Source organism: Strawberry lethal yellows phytoplasma (CPA) str. NZSb11, assembly GCF_000397185.1.
Classification (GTDB): Bacteria; Bacillota_I; Bacilli_A; order Acholeplasmatales; family Acholeplasmataceae; genus Phytoplasma; species Phytoplasma australiense.
Genome location: NC_021236.1, coordinates 252,660 through 269,925, shown reverse-complemented (window position 1 = coordinate 269,925; position 17,266 = coordinate 252,660). Strand labels below are relative to the sequence as shown.

The 17,266-nt window shown below is 25.2% G+C and carries 16 protein-coding genes; 13 read left to right on the top strand and 3 right to left on the bottom strand.

Annotated elements, in window-relative coordinates; translation table 11 throughout:
• The first annotated feature begins 206 nt into the window (after window positions 1-206).
• The 5 genes from SLY_RS01325 (at window position 207) to SLY_RS01305 (ending at window position 4,281) form a co-directional block, all read left to right on the top strand.
• Complete coding sequence (locus tag SLY_RS01325) at window positions 207-1,721, top strand: ABC transporter ATP-binding protein/permease (protein WP_015637849.1); 1,515 nt, start codon at window positions 207-209, stop codon at window positions 1,719-1,721.
• 955 nt (window positions 1,722-2,676) lie between these two features.
• Complete coding sequence (locus SLY_RS05395; protein WP_015637846.1) at window positions 2,677-2,814, top strand: hypothetical protein; 138 nt, start codon at window positions 2,677-2,679, stop codon at window positions 2,812-2,814.
• The gene (locus SLY_RS01315) at window positions 2,792-3,121 is read left to right on the top strand and encodes a hypothetical protein (protein ID WP_015637845.1); all 330 of its coding nucleotides are present in this window, start codon (window positions 2,792-2,794) and stop codon (window positions 3,119-3,121) included. Before SLY_RS05395 ends, SLY_RS01315 begins: the two co-directional genes overlap by 23 nt.
• Window positions 3,122-3,212: 91 nt before the next feature.
• Entirely contained in the window at window positions 3,213-3,578 is a 366-nt protein-coding gene (locus tag SLY_RS01310) for a hypothetical protein (protein WP_235043289.1), read from the top strand.
• A gap of 427 nt (window positions 3,579-4,005) precedes the next feature.
• Window positions 4,006-4,281 (top strand): hypothetical protein, encoded by a 276-nt coding sequence (locus tag SLY_RS01305; RefSeq protein WP_235043288.1) that lies wholly within the window; start codon window positions 4,006-4,008, stop codon window positions 4,279-4,281.
• A 54-nt stretch (window positions 4,282-4,335) separates the two neighbouring features.
• On the opposite strand, the gene SLY_RS01300 is transcribed toward SLY_RS01305, so the two are convergent.
• The 3 genes from SLY_RS01300 to SLY_RS01290 all read right to left on the bottom strand — a co-directional run bounded on the left by SLY_RS01300 (window position 4,336) and on the right by SLY_RS01290 (window position 10,462).
• Window positions 4,336-4,710, bottom strand: a complete 375-nt coding sequence (locus SLY_RS01300; RefSeq protein WP_015637842.1) for a transposase — start codon at window positions 4,708-4,710, stop codon at window positions 4,336-4,338.
• Window positions 4,700-4,891, bottom strand: a complete 192-nt coding sequence (locus SLY_RS01295; protein ID WP_012358997.1) for a hypothetical protein — start codon at window positions 4,889-4,891, stop codon at window positions 4,700-4,702. Before SLY_RS01295 ends, SLY_RS01300 begins: the two co-directional genes overlap by 11 nt.
• A gap of 828 nt (window positions 4,892-5,719) precedes the next feature.
• A complete protein-coding gene (locus tag SLY_RS01290) occupies window positions 5,720-10,462 on the bottom strand; it encodes an AAA family ATPase (RefSeq protein ID WP_015637840.1) in 4,743 nt (1,580 codons plus the stop codon).
• Window positions 10,463-10,939: 477 nt separating this feature from the next.
• On the opposite strand from SLY_RS01290, the gene SLY_RS01285 reads away from it, so the two are divergent.
• The 8 genes from SLY_RS01285 to SLY_RS01250 all read left to right on the top strand — a co-directional run bounded on the left by SLY_RS01285 (window position 10,940) and on the right by SLY_RS01250 (window position 17,192).
• Window positions 10,940-11,590, top strand: coding sequence for a S24/S26 family peptidase (locus tag SLY_RS01285; protein ID WP_235043287.1), 651 nt, complete (start codon window positions 10,940-10,942; stop codon window positions 11,588-11,590).
• Between the two features lie 19 nt (window positions 11,591-11,609).
• Entirely contained in the window at window positions 11,610-12,254 is a 645-nt protein-coding gene (locus SLY_RS01280) for a uracil-DNA glycosylase (RefSeq protein ID WP_012358994.1), read from the top strand.
• Between the two features lie 217 nt (window positions 12,255-12,471).
• Entirely contained in the window at window positions 12,472-12,933 is a 462-nt protein-coding gene (dut, locus tag SLY_RS01275; protein ID WP_012358993.1) for a dUTP diphosphatase, read from the top strand.
• 276 nt (window positions 12,934-13,209) lie between these two features.
• Complete coding sequence (gene rpsB, locus SLY_RS01270; RefSeq protein ID WP_015637837.1) at window positions 13,210-13,992, top strand: 30S ribosomal protein S2; 783 nt, start codon at window positions 13,210-13,212, stop codon at window positions 13,990-13,992.
• Window positions 13,993-14,100: 108 nt separating this feature from the next.
• The gene (gene tsf / locus SLY_RS01265; RefSeq protein ID WP_012358991.1) at window positions 14,101-14,934 is read left to right on the top strand and encodes a translation elongation factor Ts; all 834 of its coding nucleotides are present in this window, start codon (window positions 14,101-14,103) and stop codon (window positions 14,932-14,934) included.
• Window positions 14,935-14,980: 46 nt separating this feature from the next.
• Window positions 14,981-15,697, top strand: a complete 717-nt coding sequence (gene pyrH / locus SLY_RS01260) for a UMP kinase (protein WP_012358990.1) — start codon at window positions 14,981-14,983, stop codon at window positions 15,695-15,697.
• 2 nt (window positions 15,698-15,699) lie between these two features.
• Window positions 15,700-16,254, top strand: a complete 555-nt coding sequence (frr, locus tag SLY_RS01255) for a ribosome recycling factor (protein WP_015637834.1) — start codon at window positions 15,700-15,702, stop codon at window positions 16,252-16,254.
• A gap of 35 nt (window positions 16,255-16,289) precedes the next feature.
• Entirely contained in the window at window positions 16,290-17,192 is a 903-nt protein-coding gene (locus tag SLY_RS01250; protein ID WP_015637833.1) for a phosphatidate cytidylyltransferase, read from the top strand.
• The last annotated feature ends 74 nt before the right edge of the window (window positions 17,193-17,266 follow it).

Genomic DNA, 17,266 nt, shown 5'->3' with positions numbered 1-17,266 from the left:
AAACTTTAATTAAAAAATTATTTACCCTATATAATCACTAAATCTCAAATAAATTAAAAAAATAAAGTATTTTTTTATTATGAAACCAAAATAGATAAAGTTAACAATAAATATAATATAATGAAATTGTCTTTTATCCCTATTATTAAATTGACATTTTATTTTAATTATTAATTAATAAAAAATAAAAAAAGGAAGTTTATCAAATGATTGATATTCAAAAAGTTAGCAAATCTTTTATTAACAAAACAGGTTTTAGAACACTTGCTTTAAATAACGTTTCCTTGAAATTACCTCAAAAAGGATTAGTTTTCATTTTAGGAAAATCAGGTTCTGGGAAATCGACTTTATTAAATCTTTTAGGTGGCCTTGATTCTTATGATGTTGGTAATATCAACATTAAAGGCCATTCCACTAATAATTTTCAACAAAAAGACCTAGATTCTTATCGCAATGGAACAGTTGGTTTTATTTTTCAAGATTTTAATTTAATAGAAAATATGAGCGTCTATGAAAATATCGCTTTATCATTAGAATTGCAAGGAAAAGTTCCTCAACATCACTTAATTAATAATTTATTAACAAAAGTAGAAATGACAAATTTTCAAAATCGCAAAATTAATGAGTTGTCAGGAGGTCAAAAACAACGCGTTGCAATTGTTCGTGCTTTAATTAAAGACCCTGAAATTATTTTAGCCGACGAACCAACTGGAAATCTCGATTCAGAAACAGCTCTTCAAGTATTACAAATTTTAAAAGAATTATCCCAAAAACATTTGGTTTTGATAGTTTCTCATGACCCGGAAAATGCTTATAAATTTGGCGACCGAGTAATTGAATTTAAAGATGGGGGAATAATTTCTGATTTATCCAAAACAAATAATCCAACTAAAAAACAAAAACCTCAATTGACAAAAGGAGCGGTTTTAACTGAAGAAATGATTAAATTATTTCAAAGTCAACAAAAAAACCCTTTCAAAGAAGACTTTGAACCCACAAAAGAAGTTTTTTTAGATCCTAAACCGGCCCCTTTTAAACAAATTAACAGTCAATTATCTTTAAACAAATCTTTTAAAATTGGAGCTAATGCTTTAAAAAATAAAAAAGTTTTATTATTTTTTTCAATCATAACATTAGCTTTAGTTTCTTTTGTTTTTGCTGTGGGTTTAATGTTTTTTGTTAAGATAAACGAAATAAAAAAAGATATAGCGGAAAGTGTACAAAAAGAGTATTACTTAACTGCAAGCCAAAAAGAAGAAATAATACAAAAAGAAATTAAAAATTTAAATGAAAAGATCGTCAAACCTATTTTAATTGTGTGCCCTGCTCTAACTTTAATCGCTTTTTTTCTTATTTATATGTATTTTAATGCCAGCATTAAATTAAAGAAAAAAGAGATAGGGACTTTAAGGGCTTTAGGAGCTAAAGGTTCTACTGTTAGCAAAATCTTTTTTTGTGAAGGATATATTTATTCTTCCATCACTAGTATTTTTATTGTGTTATTCACTATTTTTGGTGTGTGTTGGTTTGAATCAAAAATAGAAAAAAATCATAATAAAAGTTATTTTCAAATAATAATTGATTTTTTCAGCAAATCTGACAGTTGGATATTATTAAGTTTACAAATTTTTTATGTTTTTGCTTTAACATTTGTTGCTATTTTATTGCCAATTTTTAAACTTTCTCGTAAAAAACCAATTGATGTTTTATTAAATAAATAAAGACTTTTTTTCAAAAAAGACTCATAGTAATTGAGTCTTTTTTCTCTTTTTATATTTATTATTATAATGTTTATAGCGAATTATTAATGAAAAATCACAAAATATCTTAAAATAACAAATCAGAATTATGATAATCTAAGAAAATAAATTATAAGGATTTTTTTGTGATTTTTTTAGTTTTATTATATTATGCATTTGTTGGCGATTCACCTTTCTATAGGAAAAAAACATTTTTAGACAAAGTTAAAAATTCTTTTTAAGTTTCAAAAAAACAGGCTTAAAAGTTTTTTAAAAAAGTGTAAAAAAATTTTGTAACACCCCAATGGCCTTAAAAAATATTGGTGTTGAGTGTTATTGAAATCAGTTTCTGCAATCATTATCTTTTTTCCTTTTTGAAAATATTTTTTTAGAAAAGATATGGAAATTATTTTTTTAGTTTATGCATTATTTTATATATAAAACAGTAATCAGTCATAAAAACAATTATAATAAATTGGGTACAAAAAAAGATCGACTAAAAAATAAGTCAGTCTTAAAAAATTTTTTTAAAATTGTCCTAAATGATGTAATATCTCAATTTATCAAAATTATAATAGTAAAAAAATTTGTGTTAACATTAAAATCCAATAAAAATATTTTTGCATTCACAAAATAAGTTATCATTATTTTAATTTTTAAATTAATTTTCTTTTTAAAATATGTTAAAATAAAAACAAGCAATGAAGGAATTGTAACTGACTTATTTTGGGGATGAAATAAAACAAAAATAAATAAGATGAGATTTCTTTTTGATTATAAATATTTTAAGGAGTTTTTTGATTACTTTTAAACTGAAATCACATAATTTTTATAAATTATTTTTTGTTTTATTTTTAAGTTCTCAAAAAAAAGTTTTTGGTTATCAAGAAAATTATTTTTTTGAAAGAAAAATAAGGGGGGGACTTAAATTGTTCATGTGGCTTTAAGTAAAAATGCTAATGCAAACACAGTAAAACAATATATTAAGGAAAATATTAATTCTTCTTTTGATGGTTATGTTAAAAGCAAACCTTCTTATAATTCTTCTAGAAATGATTCTATTTATTGGTTATAAAAAAACTTCAGATGATGGTTTATTAGCAGTTTATTTTGATGGCGGCACTAGAGATGAAAGAAACGAAAATTATGATTTTATTGATTTAAGATGGCTGGGCAATGGTTCTCCTCATATGTATTGTTTTTGGAAATCTGATTTGGATGATTCAACTTTAAAAATGTTACAATGGCGTAAATTACAACATTATGTTGATAATAATCCAACTATGAAATTGGGTAAATATTTCGATTTTGATATTGAAAAACATTTTAAAACAAATTTTGTGAAAGATATTACAAAGAAACTTATAGAAAAAAATAATTAATAAAGCTGTTAAAACCTTGTCTGCAGGTAATTTCGTAGCTTCAGGTTTAAATGTGGTTGTAAATAATAGACTTTCTCAATTAACAGCTGATTTGGTATCAAATAACCTAGTTGTTTTAGAAAATTCCCAAAACATAAGAGAAATCGAATATTTGTTCATGGGTGCTATTGATATTGTAGATGATGTTCCAATAGTTAGAAATGTAGCTAGAAGTGGTTTAGAAGTTTTTAAAACTTTTGGTAAAGCAGTTAATTATCCAACTAACTTTTTTGAAGGTGTTATAAATGGAGTAAACGACCAAAATTATAAACCTATTGAAATACCTTTGGATCTTTTAGAAAACACTGGCAGATTAACAGAAGGAGCTGTTGTAGGTGTCGCAGAAGCTACTATAAATACTAGCAAAGATATTTGTTACGGTTTTAAAGATATTTTTAGTAAATTATTTTCATGGTAGTTAAATTATTGATCCAAAAAATTAAGGAGAAATAATTATGATAAAAAATATTATCAAAAAAACCATCTTTTTTTAATTTTAATTTCAAGTTTCGTTTTTTGTATTTTAGATACAAAAAATGTATATAGATTTTTATCCCAAAATCAAATTATTGCTTTCCCGTTTTATCTTGTTTCATGTATAACTTTATTAAGTGCCCCTTTTTACCTCGGTTTTAAAATATCTCAAGGTAAAGAATTAATTTATAAAGATCCACATCAAGGAAAACATTGAAAAATATTGATTTAGGCGAATCTATCCATTATAATGACAAATATTATATATATCATCAATATTTAAAAAAAGAACTTCTAAAATAATGTTTTTTATTTTTTTGTTATCGTTGATGTTGTTGTTAGCATCTATTTTCTTGAAACAAGAAAAGAAGGTGAAGCAAATTATTTTGGTTCTAGTTGCTTTATTTTTTACTTTTGGTGTATTTGTATATCCAGGCTCTTTATGGTATAGACTAGGTGATTTTTGGGTTTTTTATGTTTATCTTTTAAAATGGTTTGGTTTTGAATATTTTGAAAAATATTTTAATAAAACTATTAATTTTCATAAATATTTCCCCATTAGTGTTTTTTATTACGAAAAACAAAAAAAATTACAAGAACAAGCACAAAAGTTAAAAGATAAAAACATTATTAATTATCAACACTAAAAGGCTCTTAATCGTTAAATGATTTAGAGCCAATTTTTATTAAATTTAACTATATTATGCTTGTTGTCTTGCTTGTAAAGGCGATAAATTATTATTGTATTTAATCATTCTAGAATGATTATAATTATGGTTATAATCAGCAACAATTTTTATTACTTTCTCACTAGTTAAATATTTTAAGCGGTTTTTAATTAAATAAAAAGTCTCACATTTAAGACGGATACAAAAAGGCTCAATAAGGGCATTTTGGGCGGTACTTGCTTTTTCAGAAAAACTTTGTTTTATACCCATATCCAAAAAGGCTTGGCGGTACCATTTACAAATATAAACACTACCTAGGTCGGCGTGAAGGATAATATTTGGTCTTACTTTCAATCCTGTTAAGGTTTCTAAGACAAAATTATGGTCGGCTTTATCACTAAATTTCACGGTTTTTAAAATCCATTATTGCTGATAAATAAAGAAATCTAACTTTGGGACCATAAAGAATAAAAGTGAAATCAGTTGACATTTTTTCTTTTAGGTTTTCAGTGTGAAAATCATTTTGAATTAAGTTTTTATTTTCGTTTTTAACTTGTATTTTTAAAAAGTGTCCTAATTTTTTCAGCATCTCATTTGAAAATCTTAGACTTAATTTTCAAAGAAGTGGGATTTAATTTTTTTATCATTTGTTTTAAAATTAAAAAATCAGCAGAGATTTATAGGCAATTTTTTTTAATGTCTTTTTACTTATGTATAACAGAGGGATAAAAATTAAAAATATTTCATGCATTTACTAAATTATGAAAAAATTAAATGTTTTTTTTAGTTTAATTATTTTTTTGTTAGTTTTAAAAAATATGGAATTATCTATTTATTTCAGTTTTAAAGAATATTTTTAAAACAAAAAAATGTCAAAAAAATCAACACCCCATAAATACATACGCTTCACAATCTATCAAAATTAAGATAATAAAAATAAATCATTTATTATAATAAAATTTGTTAAAATCTTTATATTATTTAAATATAAAAAAAACTAACTAAAAAGTTAGTCTATAAATATTTAAATTTGAAATATTTAATTTTTTGGGAAAGAATTGTTAAGGAGATAGTTAAAAAAATGCCCATTTCCTATTTTTTCTCAAGCATCCGTTTTAATTTTTGATGACTCATTTTTTCATTTATCGCAACTGCTTTAAAAACAACTGAAAAAAATAAGATATACTTAAAAAGTTTATTTTGAAAGATTTAAAATATTTAAAAAATGACTGCCATCAACTATTTTAACTTATTGAAAGACTCTTTTAAAAATAACCGAAACATTATAATATTTTTTTACTTATAAAATTTAACCACCAAAAACAATTATTTTTTTGACCTTTAAAGCTCGTTTAAAAAACGAAAATCAAGAAAATTTATCATACTATTTTTTTGATTGTTTCCTCTTTTTCCAAGATTATTTTTTTCTTTTTCTGATGACAAAACCCAACAAAAGAATCGAAACAACAACTACAACTACAACAAGTATTATTTTGTCTTTAAAATACGATAATAAACTGTTTGAAGAAGTTATTTGGTAATTTGTAATAAATTTTTTTATTTTTTGTTTTATTTTGTTTTCATTGGAATTAGCTTTTTTTAATTCTTGTTTAATCAGTGATAAAGATTCTTTTTGAATGGCCGTTATTTGGTTTGATGATGCGTTTTTATAAAAATCTCTTTCTATTAATAGTTGCTCGATATTTTCAGACATTTCTTTTTGAAATTCATCAAGGATTATAATTTCGCGTTCATCTATTGTTTTTTGGATTTCTTCATTAATTTTTTCTAAAGAAGTTTCAGGACTAAATAATTCTGATTTTATTTTGTTTGTGATAATTTTTTTAATTTTTTTTTGGGTCAAAGAAGGATGGCAGAAATTAAAAGAATTTAATTTTTTAACCCATTCATCATCAATTATTTTTATGAGATGATGGTTTTTGATGTTTTCAAAATTATTGCAAATAGTTTCCATATTTATATTTTGGAAATTTAATGGCGATAAATATAATTGGTTGTTTTTATTATATAATAATCTTTTAAAAGATGTAATTGTATCTTGAGAAAACCAAGGATGATTAATTTGCAAATTATTTAATAATTCGTTAATTTTATTTTTGGTTTTTGTTTTTTTGTCTTCTAAAATTTTTTGATAGACGTTGTCTAAAACAATTTTTTCAATTTCATTGATAGAATAATAAGGTTTTTCAAAATTTTGATCTATTTCTTCTGTAATTATCGTTGTTAATTCTTCTTGATTTAACCAAGAATTTGAAAATATATTTGGATTATTAATTTTTTTATTTAGTATATTTTTGAATTCTTTAATCTTGTTTTCAACTATTTGTTGAATTTCTTCAAAAGTTATATCTTGTCTTAGAGCTGATAAATAAATTTCTTCTAAAAATTTTTGGTTTTTTAAAAAAGGTTGTTTGATGTTTATATTCTCTATTAATTTTTGAGCAAAATCCATGTTTTGCGATATTTTATCAATCTTCCAAATAAAATAAATTTTTTTGGTATTTTTTTTCCTAATGTCTAAAAATTCTTCCAAAGTAGTAGCTTCATAAATATCAGTGTCTTCCTGATTTGGGGTTTCATCTTCAAAATAAAAACCTAATAATTCATCAGGAAGGAAGTTAAGAGTTCCATAAAATTTTTTAATTTGCTCACGGTTTTTAGAAAAATTAATAATTTTTATTTTTTGATTACGAGAGTTGTATATTTTTTGATGAAAGGAAAGAGGTTCATTATTAATAAATTGGAAATATTTATCCCCTTTGTTATTATGAAAAGCGTTTGTATCTCGGTATATATGTTGAATTGGAATATTTTTATATTCTTTTAAATTTTCCAAATCTGTTAATAAATATTGGTTATGTTCATGATTTTCCCAATTGAAATTTTGATTCATTTGAGCGGATAAAGAAAATTGAAAATCAACTGGCAAAATATTTAAATGGTCATGCTTTTGGATTGCTTTAATAGCGGCTTGATCTAAAATATCTATTAATTTTCTTTGTGTTTTCAATGTATCGTCACCAAATTTTTCCGTTATTTCAATCACTTTATTTAAATATTGGTAGGCTCTAATGTCTATTTTATAAGAATTCGCTAAAGTTTTAATAAATTTAATTCTATCTGAAACATTTAATAAATCTACTTTAATATGTCTATTGAAACGACTTAAAATAGCAGAATCAATTTCATCTTTATAATTGGTAGCCCCCATTAAAAAAACAGGATGTTTCGGGTCCGTTTTAAACCCTTCTGTTTGAGTTAAGAAAGCTGCAATCATATTATCATGATCTGAATGCGAACTTTTATTGCTAATACGACTGCGAAAAACACTTTCACATTCATCAATAAAAATGATGCTAGGCGATTTCTTTCTCGCTTCTTCAAAGACATCGTTAATTAATTTAGGGCCTTCTCCGAGATAAGACTTAGAAAAGTCACTTGAATTAAGAGCAAAAAAAGGTAAATTGGCTTCTTTGGCGATTGCTTTGGCTAAAAAAGTTTTACCAGTTCCTGGAGGGCCATACAACAAGACTCCTTTTGGAGGTTTTCTAACTCCTATTTTATTATATTTGTTAGGGTTTTTTAAATAACTTAGAAAATCTTTGAGTTGCTCTATTTCTTCACGAAAACCAATCACTTCACCTAAAGTTGGTAGTTTAGAAACTTCAACTTGAAATTTTTTAGGGCTTTTTGAGTTATTAATGATTTTCTTTTCTTCTTCTTTGAGTTTATTTGCAGCAATAATTTGTTGAGTTAAATCTTTAATTGAATTATTTATGTTGCTCTGGGATTCATTCATTTTCGAAATAGCATTTTGGGCAAAATCTTTCATATTTTCTTTTTGCGCCTGAATTACATTTTCTTTCTTTTGCAAATCTGCTTGAAGAATTAAATATCTGGATTCTAAATTGGAGAAATTATTTTGATTATGCGAAATTAAACTTTTTTGACGTTGGATTTCCGTTTTTAACTTATTTTTTTCAACTAAATTAATATCTGTTATTTTTTGGATTTCTCTTTCTTGAGTTGATAATTTCGTTTCTAAATCAGAAATATTTGCTTTTAAAGAATTCATTTTTACTTCTTGTTCGTTTAATTGATTTTGAAAATAATTGATTTCATTTTGCAATTCTCTTTTTTGTTGTTCAGTTAAGGCTTGATTTTCCAGTAACTCTTTTTCTTTAGCAGCAATTTGGCTTTCTAATTGATTGTTAATTAAAATTTGTGCTTCAATTTGTTCCTTTTGATGGTTAATTTGTGTTGCTTGATTTTGAAGTTGTGCGGTTTGTGCTTTAATTACATTTTCTTTCTTTTGCAAATCTGCTTGAAGAATTAAATATCTGGATTCTAAATTGGAGAAATTATTTTGATTATGTGAAATTAAATTTTTTTGACGTTGGATTTCCGTTTTTAACTTATTTTTTTCAACTAAATTAATATCTGTTATTTTTTGGATTTCTCTTTCTTGAGTTGATAATTTCGTTTCTAAATCAGAAATATTTGCTTTTAAAGAATTCATTTTTACTTCTTGTTCGTTTAATTGATTTTGAAAATAATTGATTTCATTTTGCAATTCTCTTTTTTGTTGTTCCGTTAAGGTTTGATTTTCCAGCAACTCTTTTTCTTTAGCAGCAATTTGGCTTTCTAATTGATTGTTAATTAAAATTTGTGCTTCAATTTGTTCTTTTTGATGGTTAATTTGTGTTGCTTGATTTTGAAGTTGTGCGGTTTGTGCTTTAATTACATTTTCTTTCTTTTGCAAATCTGCTTGAAGAATTAAATATCTGGATTCTAAATTGGAGAAATTATTTTGATTATGCGAAATTAAATTTTTTTGACGTTGGATTTCCGTTTTTAACTTATTTTTTTCAACTAAATTAATATCTGTTATTTTTTGGATTTCTCTTTCTTGAGTTGATAATTTCTTTTCTAAATCAGAAATATTTGCTTTTAAAGAATTCATTTTTACTTCTTGTTCGTTTAATTGATTTTGAAAATAACTAATTTCATTTTGCAATTCTCTTTTTTGTTGTTCCGTTAAGGCTTGATTTTCCAGCAACTCTTTTTCTTTAGCAGCAATTTTGCTTTCTAATTGATTGTTAATTGAAATTTGTGCTTCAATTTGTTCTTTTTGATGGTTAATTTGTGTTTCTTGATTTTGAAGTTGTGCGGTTTGCGCTTTAATTACATTTTCTTTCTTTTGCAAATCTGCTTGAAGAATTAAATATCTGGATTCTAAATTGGAGAAATTATTTTGATTATGCGAAATTAAATTTTTTTGACGTTGGATTTCCGTTTTTAAATTATTTTTTTCAACTAAATTAATATCTGTTATTTTTTGGATTTCTCTTTCTTGAGTTATTAATTTCGTTTCTAAATCAGAAATATTTGCTTTTAAAGAATTCATTTTTACTTCTTGTTCGTTTAATTGATTTTGAAAATAACTAATTTCATTTTGCAATTCTCTTTTTTGTTGTTCCGTTAAGGCTTGATTTTCCAGCAACTCTTTTTCTTTAGCAGCAATTTTGCTTTCTAATTGATTGTTAATTGAAATTTGTTCTTCAATTTGTTCCCTTTGATGGTTAATTTGTGTTTCTTGAAGAAAAAAATGAAAGTAATTATCAATAAAAAATTGCAAATATGTTTTCGAAACAATAGAAAAATTTTTGGGCGTCCAAGAATGCCAAAATAAATCTCCAGAAGCTTGAAAGTTATTTTTTTTCGCGTTTAAATAATAATTATAATTATAATAATCGTTTTTATTTCCTACAAAAACCACTAAAGCTTGATCCAAGTCAATTGTTGTTTGTTCAATAGAACTACTAAAATCTGATAAAAGATTATATTTTTCTATTAAATACAAATCGTTGGTTAAATTATTGGTTTTCTTTTCGTCTTCGTTGTAAATATTTTTTTGTAATTCTTGAGAAATTATTTGAATTATTTTTTTTAATAATTCATTATTATTTCTTAATTCGGGAAAAGTTCTTTTTAATTTTTTAACAATGTCAAAATTATCTATATTTTGAATTGAATTTACTTTATTATAATTAGATACTACTTGAGCGTTAATGTTTATAATAAATAAAAAAAGTAATAAAATAGTGATATAAGTAAAGATTTTATTTTTGGTTTTCATTATTGTTGACTATATTTTAAAAAAACCTTTCTAATGAAAAAAATAATGCTTTTATAATTTTTTTTAATTTTAAAATTTTTGAGTTAAAAGGTTATTAAAATATAATAATTTTTTATACATATTTTTATTTTGAAGTAAAAATTTTAATATGCGATTTAATGATTTTAATGAATAATGATAAATCGCTATTCAATTATAACATATTTTTGTCCTTTATTAAAAAACATTGATATTATATAATTATTTTTAGATATTTTTTCTTTTGAAAAAATAATGACACAAATTGCTGCACACAAATTAGAAAAGGATTAAACTAAATTGCTTTTTTATTCTTTTAAATTAAATTGCCTTTATTAAAAACCTCTTTTATATGCTATAATTATGTTAGTAATAAAAAAAGAAAAATTAAAAAAGGGATTAAATTGCAAAGTTATCATGACACCAATTAAGAAAAATACAAAAAACCCATTAAAATTTATGAAAATCAAAAAGATAATTGTTTTTATTTTTTTAGATATTTTTCTTTTATATTTGTTTATCGTTTCTTTAGGTAGAGTTTTTTTAAAAGAAAAATGTCCTAAATATTTAGGTTTTTCATTTTTTAATGTTGCTTCAGGAAGTATGGAACCATACATTAAAGGACCTCCAATGGGTTCAAATTCAGAAATAGGTGATACTGTTTTTGTGAGAGGTGTTTGGGATTGTAAAAACTTGAAGGCATTTAAAAATAATGCTTGCGGAAAAGAACCAGCACAAAAACCTTTTAATAATGATCCTAAAAATACTGAATATAATCCAAATGATGGTGACATCGTTGTTTTTAAAAGTACAACAAAAAAGGATAAAATTATTATTCATAGACTTATTTATAACGATACAGAGAACAAATGTCTTTATACTTGGGGAGATAATAATGATCATCAACTTTCGGACGAAAAAAAAATTCCTTATGAAAACGTTGTTGGCAAATTAATGTTTAAAGATCGTTATTTTATTCCAACGATTAACAAATTAATTGAATATTTTGGAAATAAACCTTTATATGCAGTTTTTACCATTATTTATTTAATTGTTATGTTTGTACTTTTAGGAATTATTAAAAAAAATTGGAATCAAGCGGATGAATAATTAAAAGGTAAAAAGTTTCATGTGGAAAAAAATTATTGATTTACAAAGAAAAAAAGATTATTTTCAAAATATAGCTCAATTTTTAAAAGCAGAAAAAATGAAAAATAAAGTTATTTACCCTGAGACAAAAGACATTTTTACAGCCTTTCATCTAACCGCTTTTCATAAAGTAAAAGCAGTAATTTTAGGACAAGACCCTTATCATGGCGAAAACCAAGCACATGGTTTATCTTTTAGCGTGAAAGGGCAAAAACGTCCCCCAACCCTTAATAATATTTTTAAAGAATTAAAAAATGATTTAAACATTGAAAGCCATCAAAATAATTTAACCCCTTGGGCTTTAGAAGGAGTTTTAATGTTGAATTCTATTTTAACTGTTCAAAAAAATAAACCTTTGAGTCATCAAAACATTGGTTGGCAAACTTTTACTCAAATTATTTTAGAAAGCTTGCAAACGAAAAAAAATGTAGTTTATCTTTTGTGGGGTAAATTTGCTCAAACTTATGAAAAATACATTATTTCTCAAAATAATTACATTATCAAAAGCCCTCATCCTTCCCCCTTTTCTGCTGCTAACGGTTTTTTTGGCTCTAAACATTTTTCCAAAACTAACCTTTACCTTAAATCACACAATATCCAAGAAATTAATTGGCAGCTTCACTAATTTTTTAAAGATTTATTTATAACAAAAAATAATGAATTGAAGCATTTAAATGAAAAATAAATGGGCACATTTCATCAATTAAATTTTGTTAGTAAAAACTTTTGATAATAATGGCAATAATAATGGAATTAATTTTTTGCAGCAAAAGTAAATATCTGGATGATGAAAAACGCATCAATTTTGATTTTAAAAAATAAGAAAGGAGTTTTTTAATTTTATGTCTCAAAAAAAAAGGTTTTTTGAAAAAATAACCCTTTATCAAACCGAAAATATTAATCTTCCTCAAAGACAAACCGAAAAAAGTGGAGGATATGATTTTGAAGCAGCCCAAAATATAGAAATAAAACCACAAACAGTTCAATTAGTTCCTACAGGAATTAAGGCTTTTTTTTCTGAAAACGAAACACTCTTGATTTATGCAAGGTCATCTTTGGCTTTGAAAAAACAATTAATGATGGCAAACGGTGTTGGAGTGGTTGATAGCGATTATTATAATAATTTGCAAAATGAAGGTCATATTTTTATCCCCTTATATAATTTTTCTTCTCAAACTGTTAAAATTGAAAAGGGAGAAAGAATAGCCCAAGGGATTTTTCAACCTTTTTTATTAAGCACAAATGAAGAAAAACCTTCTTTTTTAAGAAAAGGCGGCTTTGGTAGCACCACTAAAAACAACTAAAAAAGTTATTAATATAACAAATTATTTGCTAAATAGTTTGAAATATGCTAAAATAATTTAGGCAAAAAAATCTCTTTTATTTGTTTTTCTTTTCTTAATTGTTTAAAAAAGTATTGGAATTGAAGAAAATTTAACAATAATTTAAAGATGTAATTATAACAAATTCCAAATAATCATCAAAAAAAGCTTTTTAAAAATTAAAAAAAGCGTGAAGTCAACAAAAAAATAATTAAAAGATTTGATATAATCTTTAAAAAAAAGGAGTTATTAACAAAAATGGCAGTAGTTACAATGAAACAACTATTAGAATCAGGTACCAATTTCGGTCATAGTACTAGAAAGTGGAACCCTAAAATGAAGAAATATATTTTTACATCAAGAAACGGTATTCACATCATTGATATCAAAAAAACTTCAGAAAAAATTGAAGAAGCTTATCAAGAATTATCTAAAATCGTTAATCAAGGCGGAAAAGTTTTATTTTTAGGAACTAAAAAACAAATTCAGACATCTATCATGGAAGAATCAAAACGTTGTGGCCAATATTACGTTAATCATCGTTGGTTGGGTGGTATTTTAACTAATTTTCATACTATTTTAAAACGAATTCAATTACTTCATGATTTACATAAACAAGAAGAAGACGGTGTTTGGAAAAAATTACCTAAAAAAGAAGTAGTTCAATTAAAAAGAAAAAGAGATAAATTAGAGAAATTTTTAGGCGGAATCAAAGACATGAAAGAGTTGCCTCAAGCTCTTTTTGTTGTAGACCTTGAAAAAGAAAAAAATGCAGTTGCAGAAGCTCGCAAATTAAATATTAAAGTTTTTAGTATGGTAGACACTAATTGTGATCCTGATTTAGTTGATTATATCATTCCTGCAAATGACGACGCTATTAGAAGTGTTAAAATAATTACTTGGATAATCGCTAATGCTTGCGTTGAAGGAAGCGGTGGGGTTGCTGAAAAACCTGAACAATTTGATGCTAAAAACGTTTTAAAACCAAAATTACCTTATCAACCAAACAGAAGACCTTATCAAGAAACAGTTAAAAAGTAAGTTTTTAATTAAATTGTTTTCTTTAAAAAATACAAATAAATAACTTTTTTAAATACCTTTAAATTAATTTATTTTCAAAATGAATAAATGAAAGAAGCAGGCACCAAAATGAAAATTACAGCAGAAATGATTAAAGAATTAAGACAACAAACTCACGCTGGAATGATTGCATGCAAACAAGCGTTAGAAAAAACAGAAGGAAATTTACAAAAAGCAATCGTTTTTTTAAGAGAAAAAGGAATTGTTAAAGCAAGCCAAAAGCAAGATAGAACTACTTCAGAAGGTTTAATTAACATTGTTTTTTCTCAAAATGATGCTTTTTTATACGAATTAAATTCAGAAACTGATTTTGTTGCTAAAAATGAACATTTTCAGCAATTAATGAAAACGATAGGAGAAGTAATTCTTCAAAACAAACTACAAAGTGTTGATGAAGTATTGACTTTTAACTATCAAAATAAAACTATCCAAGATTTGCTTTTAGAAAAAACATCAATTTTGGGTGAAAAAATAACTCTTAAAAGAATATTAAAAGTTACTAAAAAAGAAGAAGAAATTTTTGGCACTTATAAACATCAAGGCGGTCGTATTTCTGTTTTGGTAGTGTTAGAAAATAATCATCCTTCAATTGCTGAAGATATAGCAATGCATATAGCCGCTTTTAATCCTAAATTTTTAAACCCTGATAAAGTTAATCTTCAATTTTTAACTACTGAAAAAAATATTTTACAAAAACAAACCGAAAAACAGCTTTTAGAAGAAAAAAAACCTTTGCATATTTTAGATAAAATAGTTCAAAATCGTTTAAATAAACTTTTAAAAGAAATTTGTTTATCAGAACAACCTTTCGTCAAAAACAACGAACAAAAAGTAAAAGACTATCTCCAAAACAATAATACAAATGTTGTTTCTTATTTTCGTTGGTCAATCGCTAATCAATAATTTTCAGTTTTTTGAATAAAAATTATTCATGAAAAAAGGTCGTCAAATGTATAAAAAAATTCTTTTAAAATTAAGCGGTGAGTCTCTTAAAGGAAATATTCCTTACGGAATAGATCCTATCACCATTAAAAAAATCGCTTTAGAAATTAAAGAAATTAAAGATTTAGGAATTGAAATTGCAATCATTGTGGGAGCAGGAAATCTTTGGCGTGGCCTAATTGGTGAAGAACTTGGTATGGACCGGTCTCAAGCTGATTACATGGGGATGTTAGGAACTATCATGAATTCTTTAGCGCTTCAAGATGCTTTAGAACAAACAAACACCGTCACTCGCGTTATGACAGCTTTTCCTGTTGCTACAGTAGCAGAACCTTATATTCGCAGAAAAGCTATGCATCATCTAGAAAAAGGTAGAGTAGTTATTTTGGGTGCTGGTTCTGGTTCGCCATATTTTTCAACTGATACCGCTGCCGCTCAAAGAGCAGCTGAATTAAACATCGATGTCATTTTGATGGCTAAAAATAACATTGAAGGGGTTTATGATAAAGATCCTAAAAAATATGACAACGCTGTTTTAATCAAAAAAATGAAACACGAACAGATCTTATCAGAAAGACTTTCTGTTATGGATATCACAGCGGCTTCCCTTTGTTTAGAAAACAATATCGATATTTTAGTTTTTAATATGCTAAAACCAGGAAACATAAAAAAAGCTGTTTTACAAAAAGAAATTGGTACTATTATTAGCTCAAAAGGAGAATAAAGGTGGAGCAAAAAGCGCAAGAAACAATTTTATTAATTGAAAAAAAAATGTCTCAAGCACAAGAGGTCATGCTCAAGAATTTTTTAGAAATTCGAACGGGTTGTGCTAATCCTAATATTTTAAATAAAGTCAATATTAATTATTATGGTTCCCAAACCCCTTTGAAAACATTGTCCTCTATTAGTGTTTCCGAAGGAACTCAATTACAAATTAAACCTTATGAAAAAACTTTAATTCCTTCGATTAAAAAAGCAATTTTGGCTTCAGATTTAGGGATCACCCCTGAAACTGATGGAGTTTTGTTAAGGCTTAATTTTCCGAAACCAACCGAAGAAAGAAGAAAAGCTTTGGTGAAGGAAGTGGATAAATTATCTGAACAGACAAAAGTAGCTGTTAGAAATATTCGCCGTGATGCAAACGATAAAATAAAAAAACTGGCACTTACTAAAGATTTAGAAGCTTTATACTTAGAAAAAATTCAAATTTTGACTGACAAAAACATGAAAATGATTGAAAAAGAGGCCAACAACAAAAACAAAGAACTTTTAAAATTTTAGTTTTAGTTTTTGATTGAAAGCGAGGAGTTTTTATAATGAATTCAATAAAAAAGAGAATAATAACGGGAATGAGTTTGGTATTATTTTCTTTTTTCTTTTATTTTTTGCTTGATGAAGAACCAAAAATTGCCTTTTTGTTTTTTTGTGGGTTAACTATCGTAGCAACTCAAGAAATGTTAATCATTTTTAACAAAGACAAAACCAAAATAAAATCGGGGATTGATTTTAACAAGAAAATTGCAATCATTTTGTTAACTTTATTTTCTTTTATCATTTTTTCTATTTTTTTATTTCCTAAAGAAAAGAGTTTTTTTGTTTTTTTAGGTTCTTTGGAAGAATTTTTATTGCCTAAAGAAAAAAGTTTTTTTCTTTTGTTTGCTCCCTTTTTTTTGCTTTTATTTGTCTTTGTTTTTTTTACTTCTTGGAATACTTCGGATTTAGCTAAAGCTTTTTTAATTATGCTTTATATTGGTGTTGGCATGAGTTCTTTTTTTGCTTTAGTTTTAAAACCTATAAATCAACTCTTATTCTTTGTTTTAATAGTTACTTTGACTGACTCTTTTGCATTTTTAGCTCGTTTCCCTCGTTTTTTCCCTTTTTTAAATTTAGGTCCTTTAGCTCCTCATTTAAGTCCTAAAAAAACTAAAAAAGGCGCGATTTTAGGAACTTTTGGTTCTGTAATTACTACTTTTATCTTTTTTTTAATTTGTAGAAAAATTGAAAGATATTTTTTATTTATTTTTTTTGCTTTTCTTATTTCCCTTATTTCTCAAATCAGCGATTTATTGGCTTCCAAATTTAAAAGAGAATTTGTCATTAAGGATTTTGGCAATATTTTTCCTGGTCACGGGGGTTTTTTGGATCGTTTTGATTCTTGGATTTTGACTTCATTTTTTTCACTCTTCTTTTTTTCAGCTTTTCAGTTTTTAAAAACTTAAATTAAAAGTTCTTATTTTCCAGTTGTTTTATGGTACAATTATGTGTGATATAATTTTAATAGTTTTTCATCTTG

Excerpts from the sequence above, each read along its gene's own strand:
- SLY_RS01325 (WP_015637849.1), top strand. The coding sequence starts at position 207 with ATGATTGATATTCAAAAAGTTAGCAAATCTTTTATTAACAAAACAGGT.
- SLY_RS01315 (WP_015637845.1), top strand. The coding sequence starts at position 2,792 with ATGATTCTATTTATTGGTTATAAAAAAACTTCAGATGATGGTTTATTA.
- SLY_RS01295 (WP_012358997.1), bottom strand. The coding sequence starts at position 4,891 with ATGCTGAAAAAATTAGGACACTTTTTAAAAATACAAGTTAAAAACGAA.
- SLY_RS01290 (WP_015637840.1), bottom strand. The coding sequence starts at position 10,462 with ATGAAAACCAAAAATAAAATCTTTACTTATATCACTATTTTATTACTT.
- SLY_RS01285 (WP_235043287.1), top strand. The coding sequence starts at position 10,940 with ATGAAAATCAAAAAGATAATTGTTTTTATTTTTTTAGATATTTTTCTT.
- SLY_RS01280 (WP_012358994.1), top strand. The coding sequence starts at position 11,610 with ATGTGGAAAAAAATTATTGATTTACAAAGAAAAAAAGATTATTTTCAA.
- dut (WP_012358993.1), top strand. The coding sequence starts at position 12,472 with ATGTCTCAAAAAAAAAGGTTTTTTGAAAAAATAACCCTTTATCAAACC.
- rpsB (WP_015637837.1), top strand. The coding sequence starts at position 13,210 with ATGGCAGTAGTTACAATGAAACAACTATTAGAATCAGGTACCAATTTC.
- tsf (WP_012358991.1), top strand. The coding sequence starts at position 14,101 with ATGAAAATTACAGCAGAAATGATTAAAGAATTAAGACAACAAACTCAC.
- pyrH (WP_012358990.1), top strand. The coding sequence starts at position 14,981 with ATGTATAAAAAAATTCTTTTAAAATTAAGCGGTGAGTCTCTTAAAGGA.
- SLY_RS01250 (WP_015637833.1), top strand. The coding sequence starts at position 16,290 with ATGAATTCAATAAAAAAGAGAATAATAACGGGAATGAGTTTGGTATTA.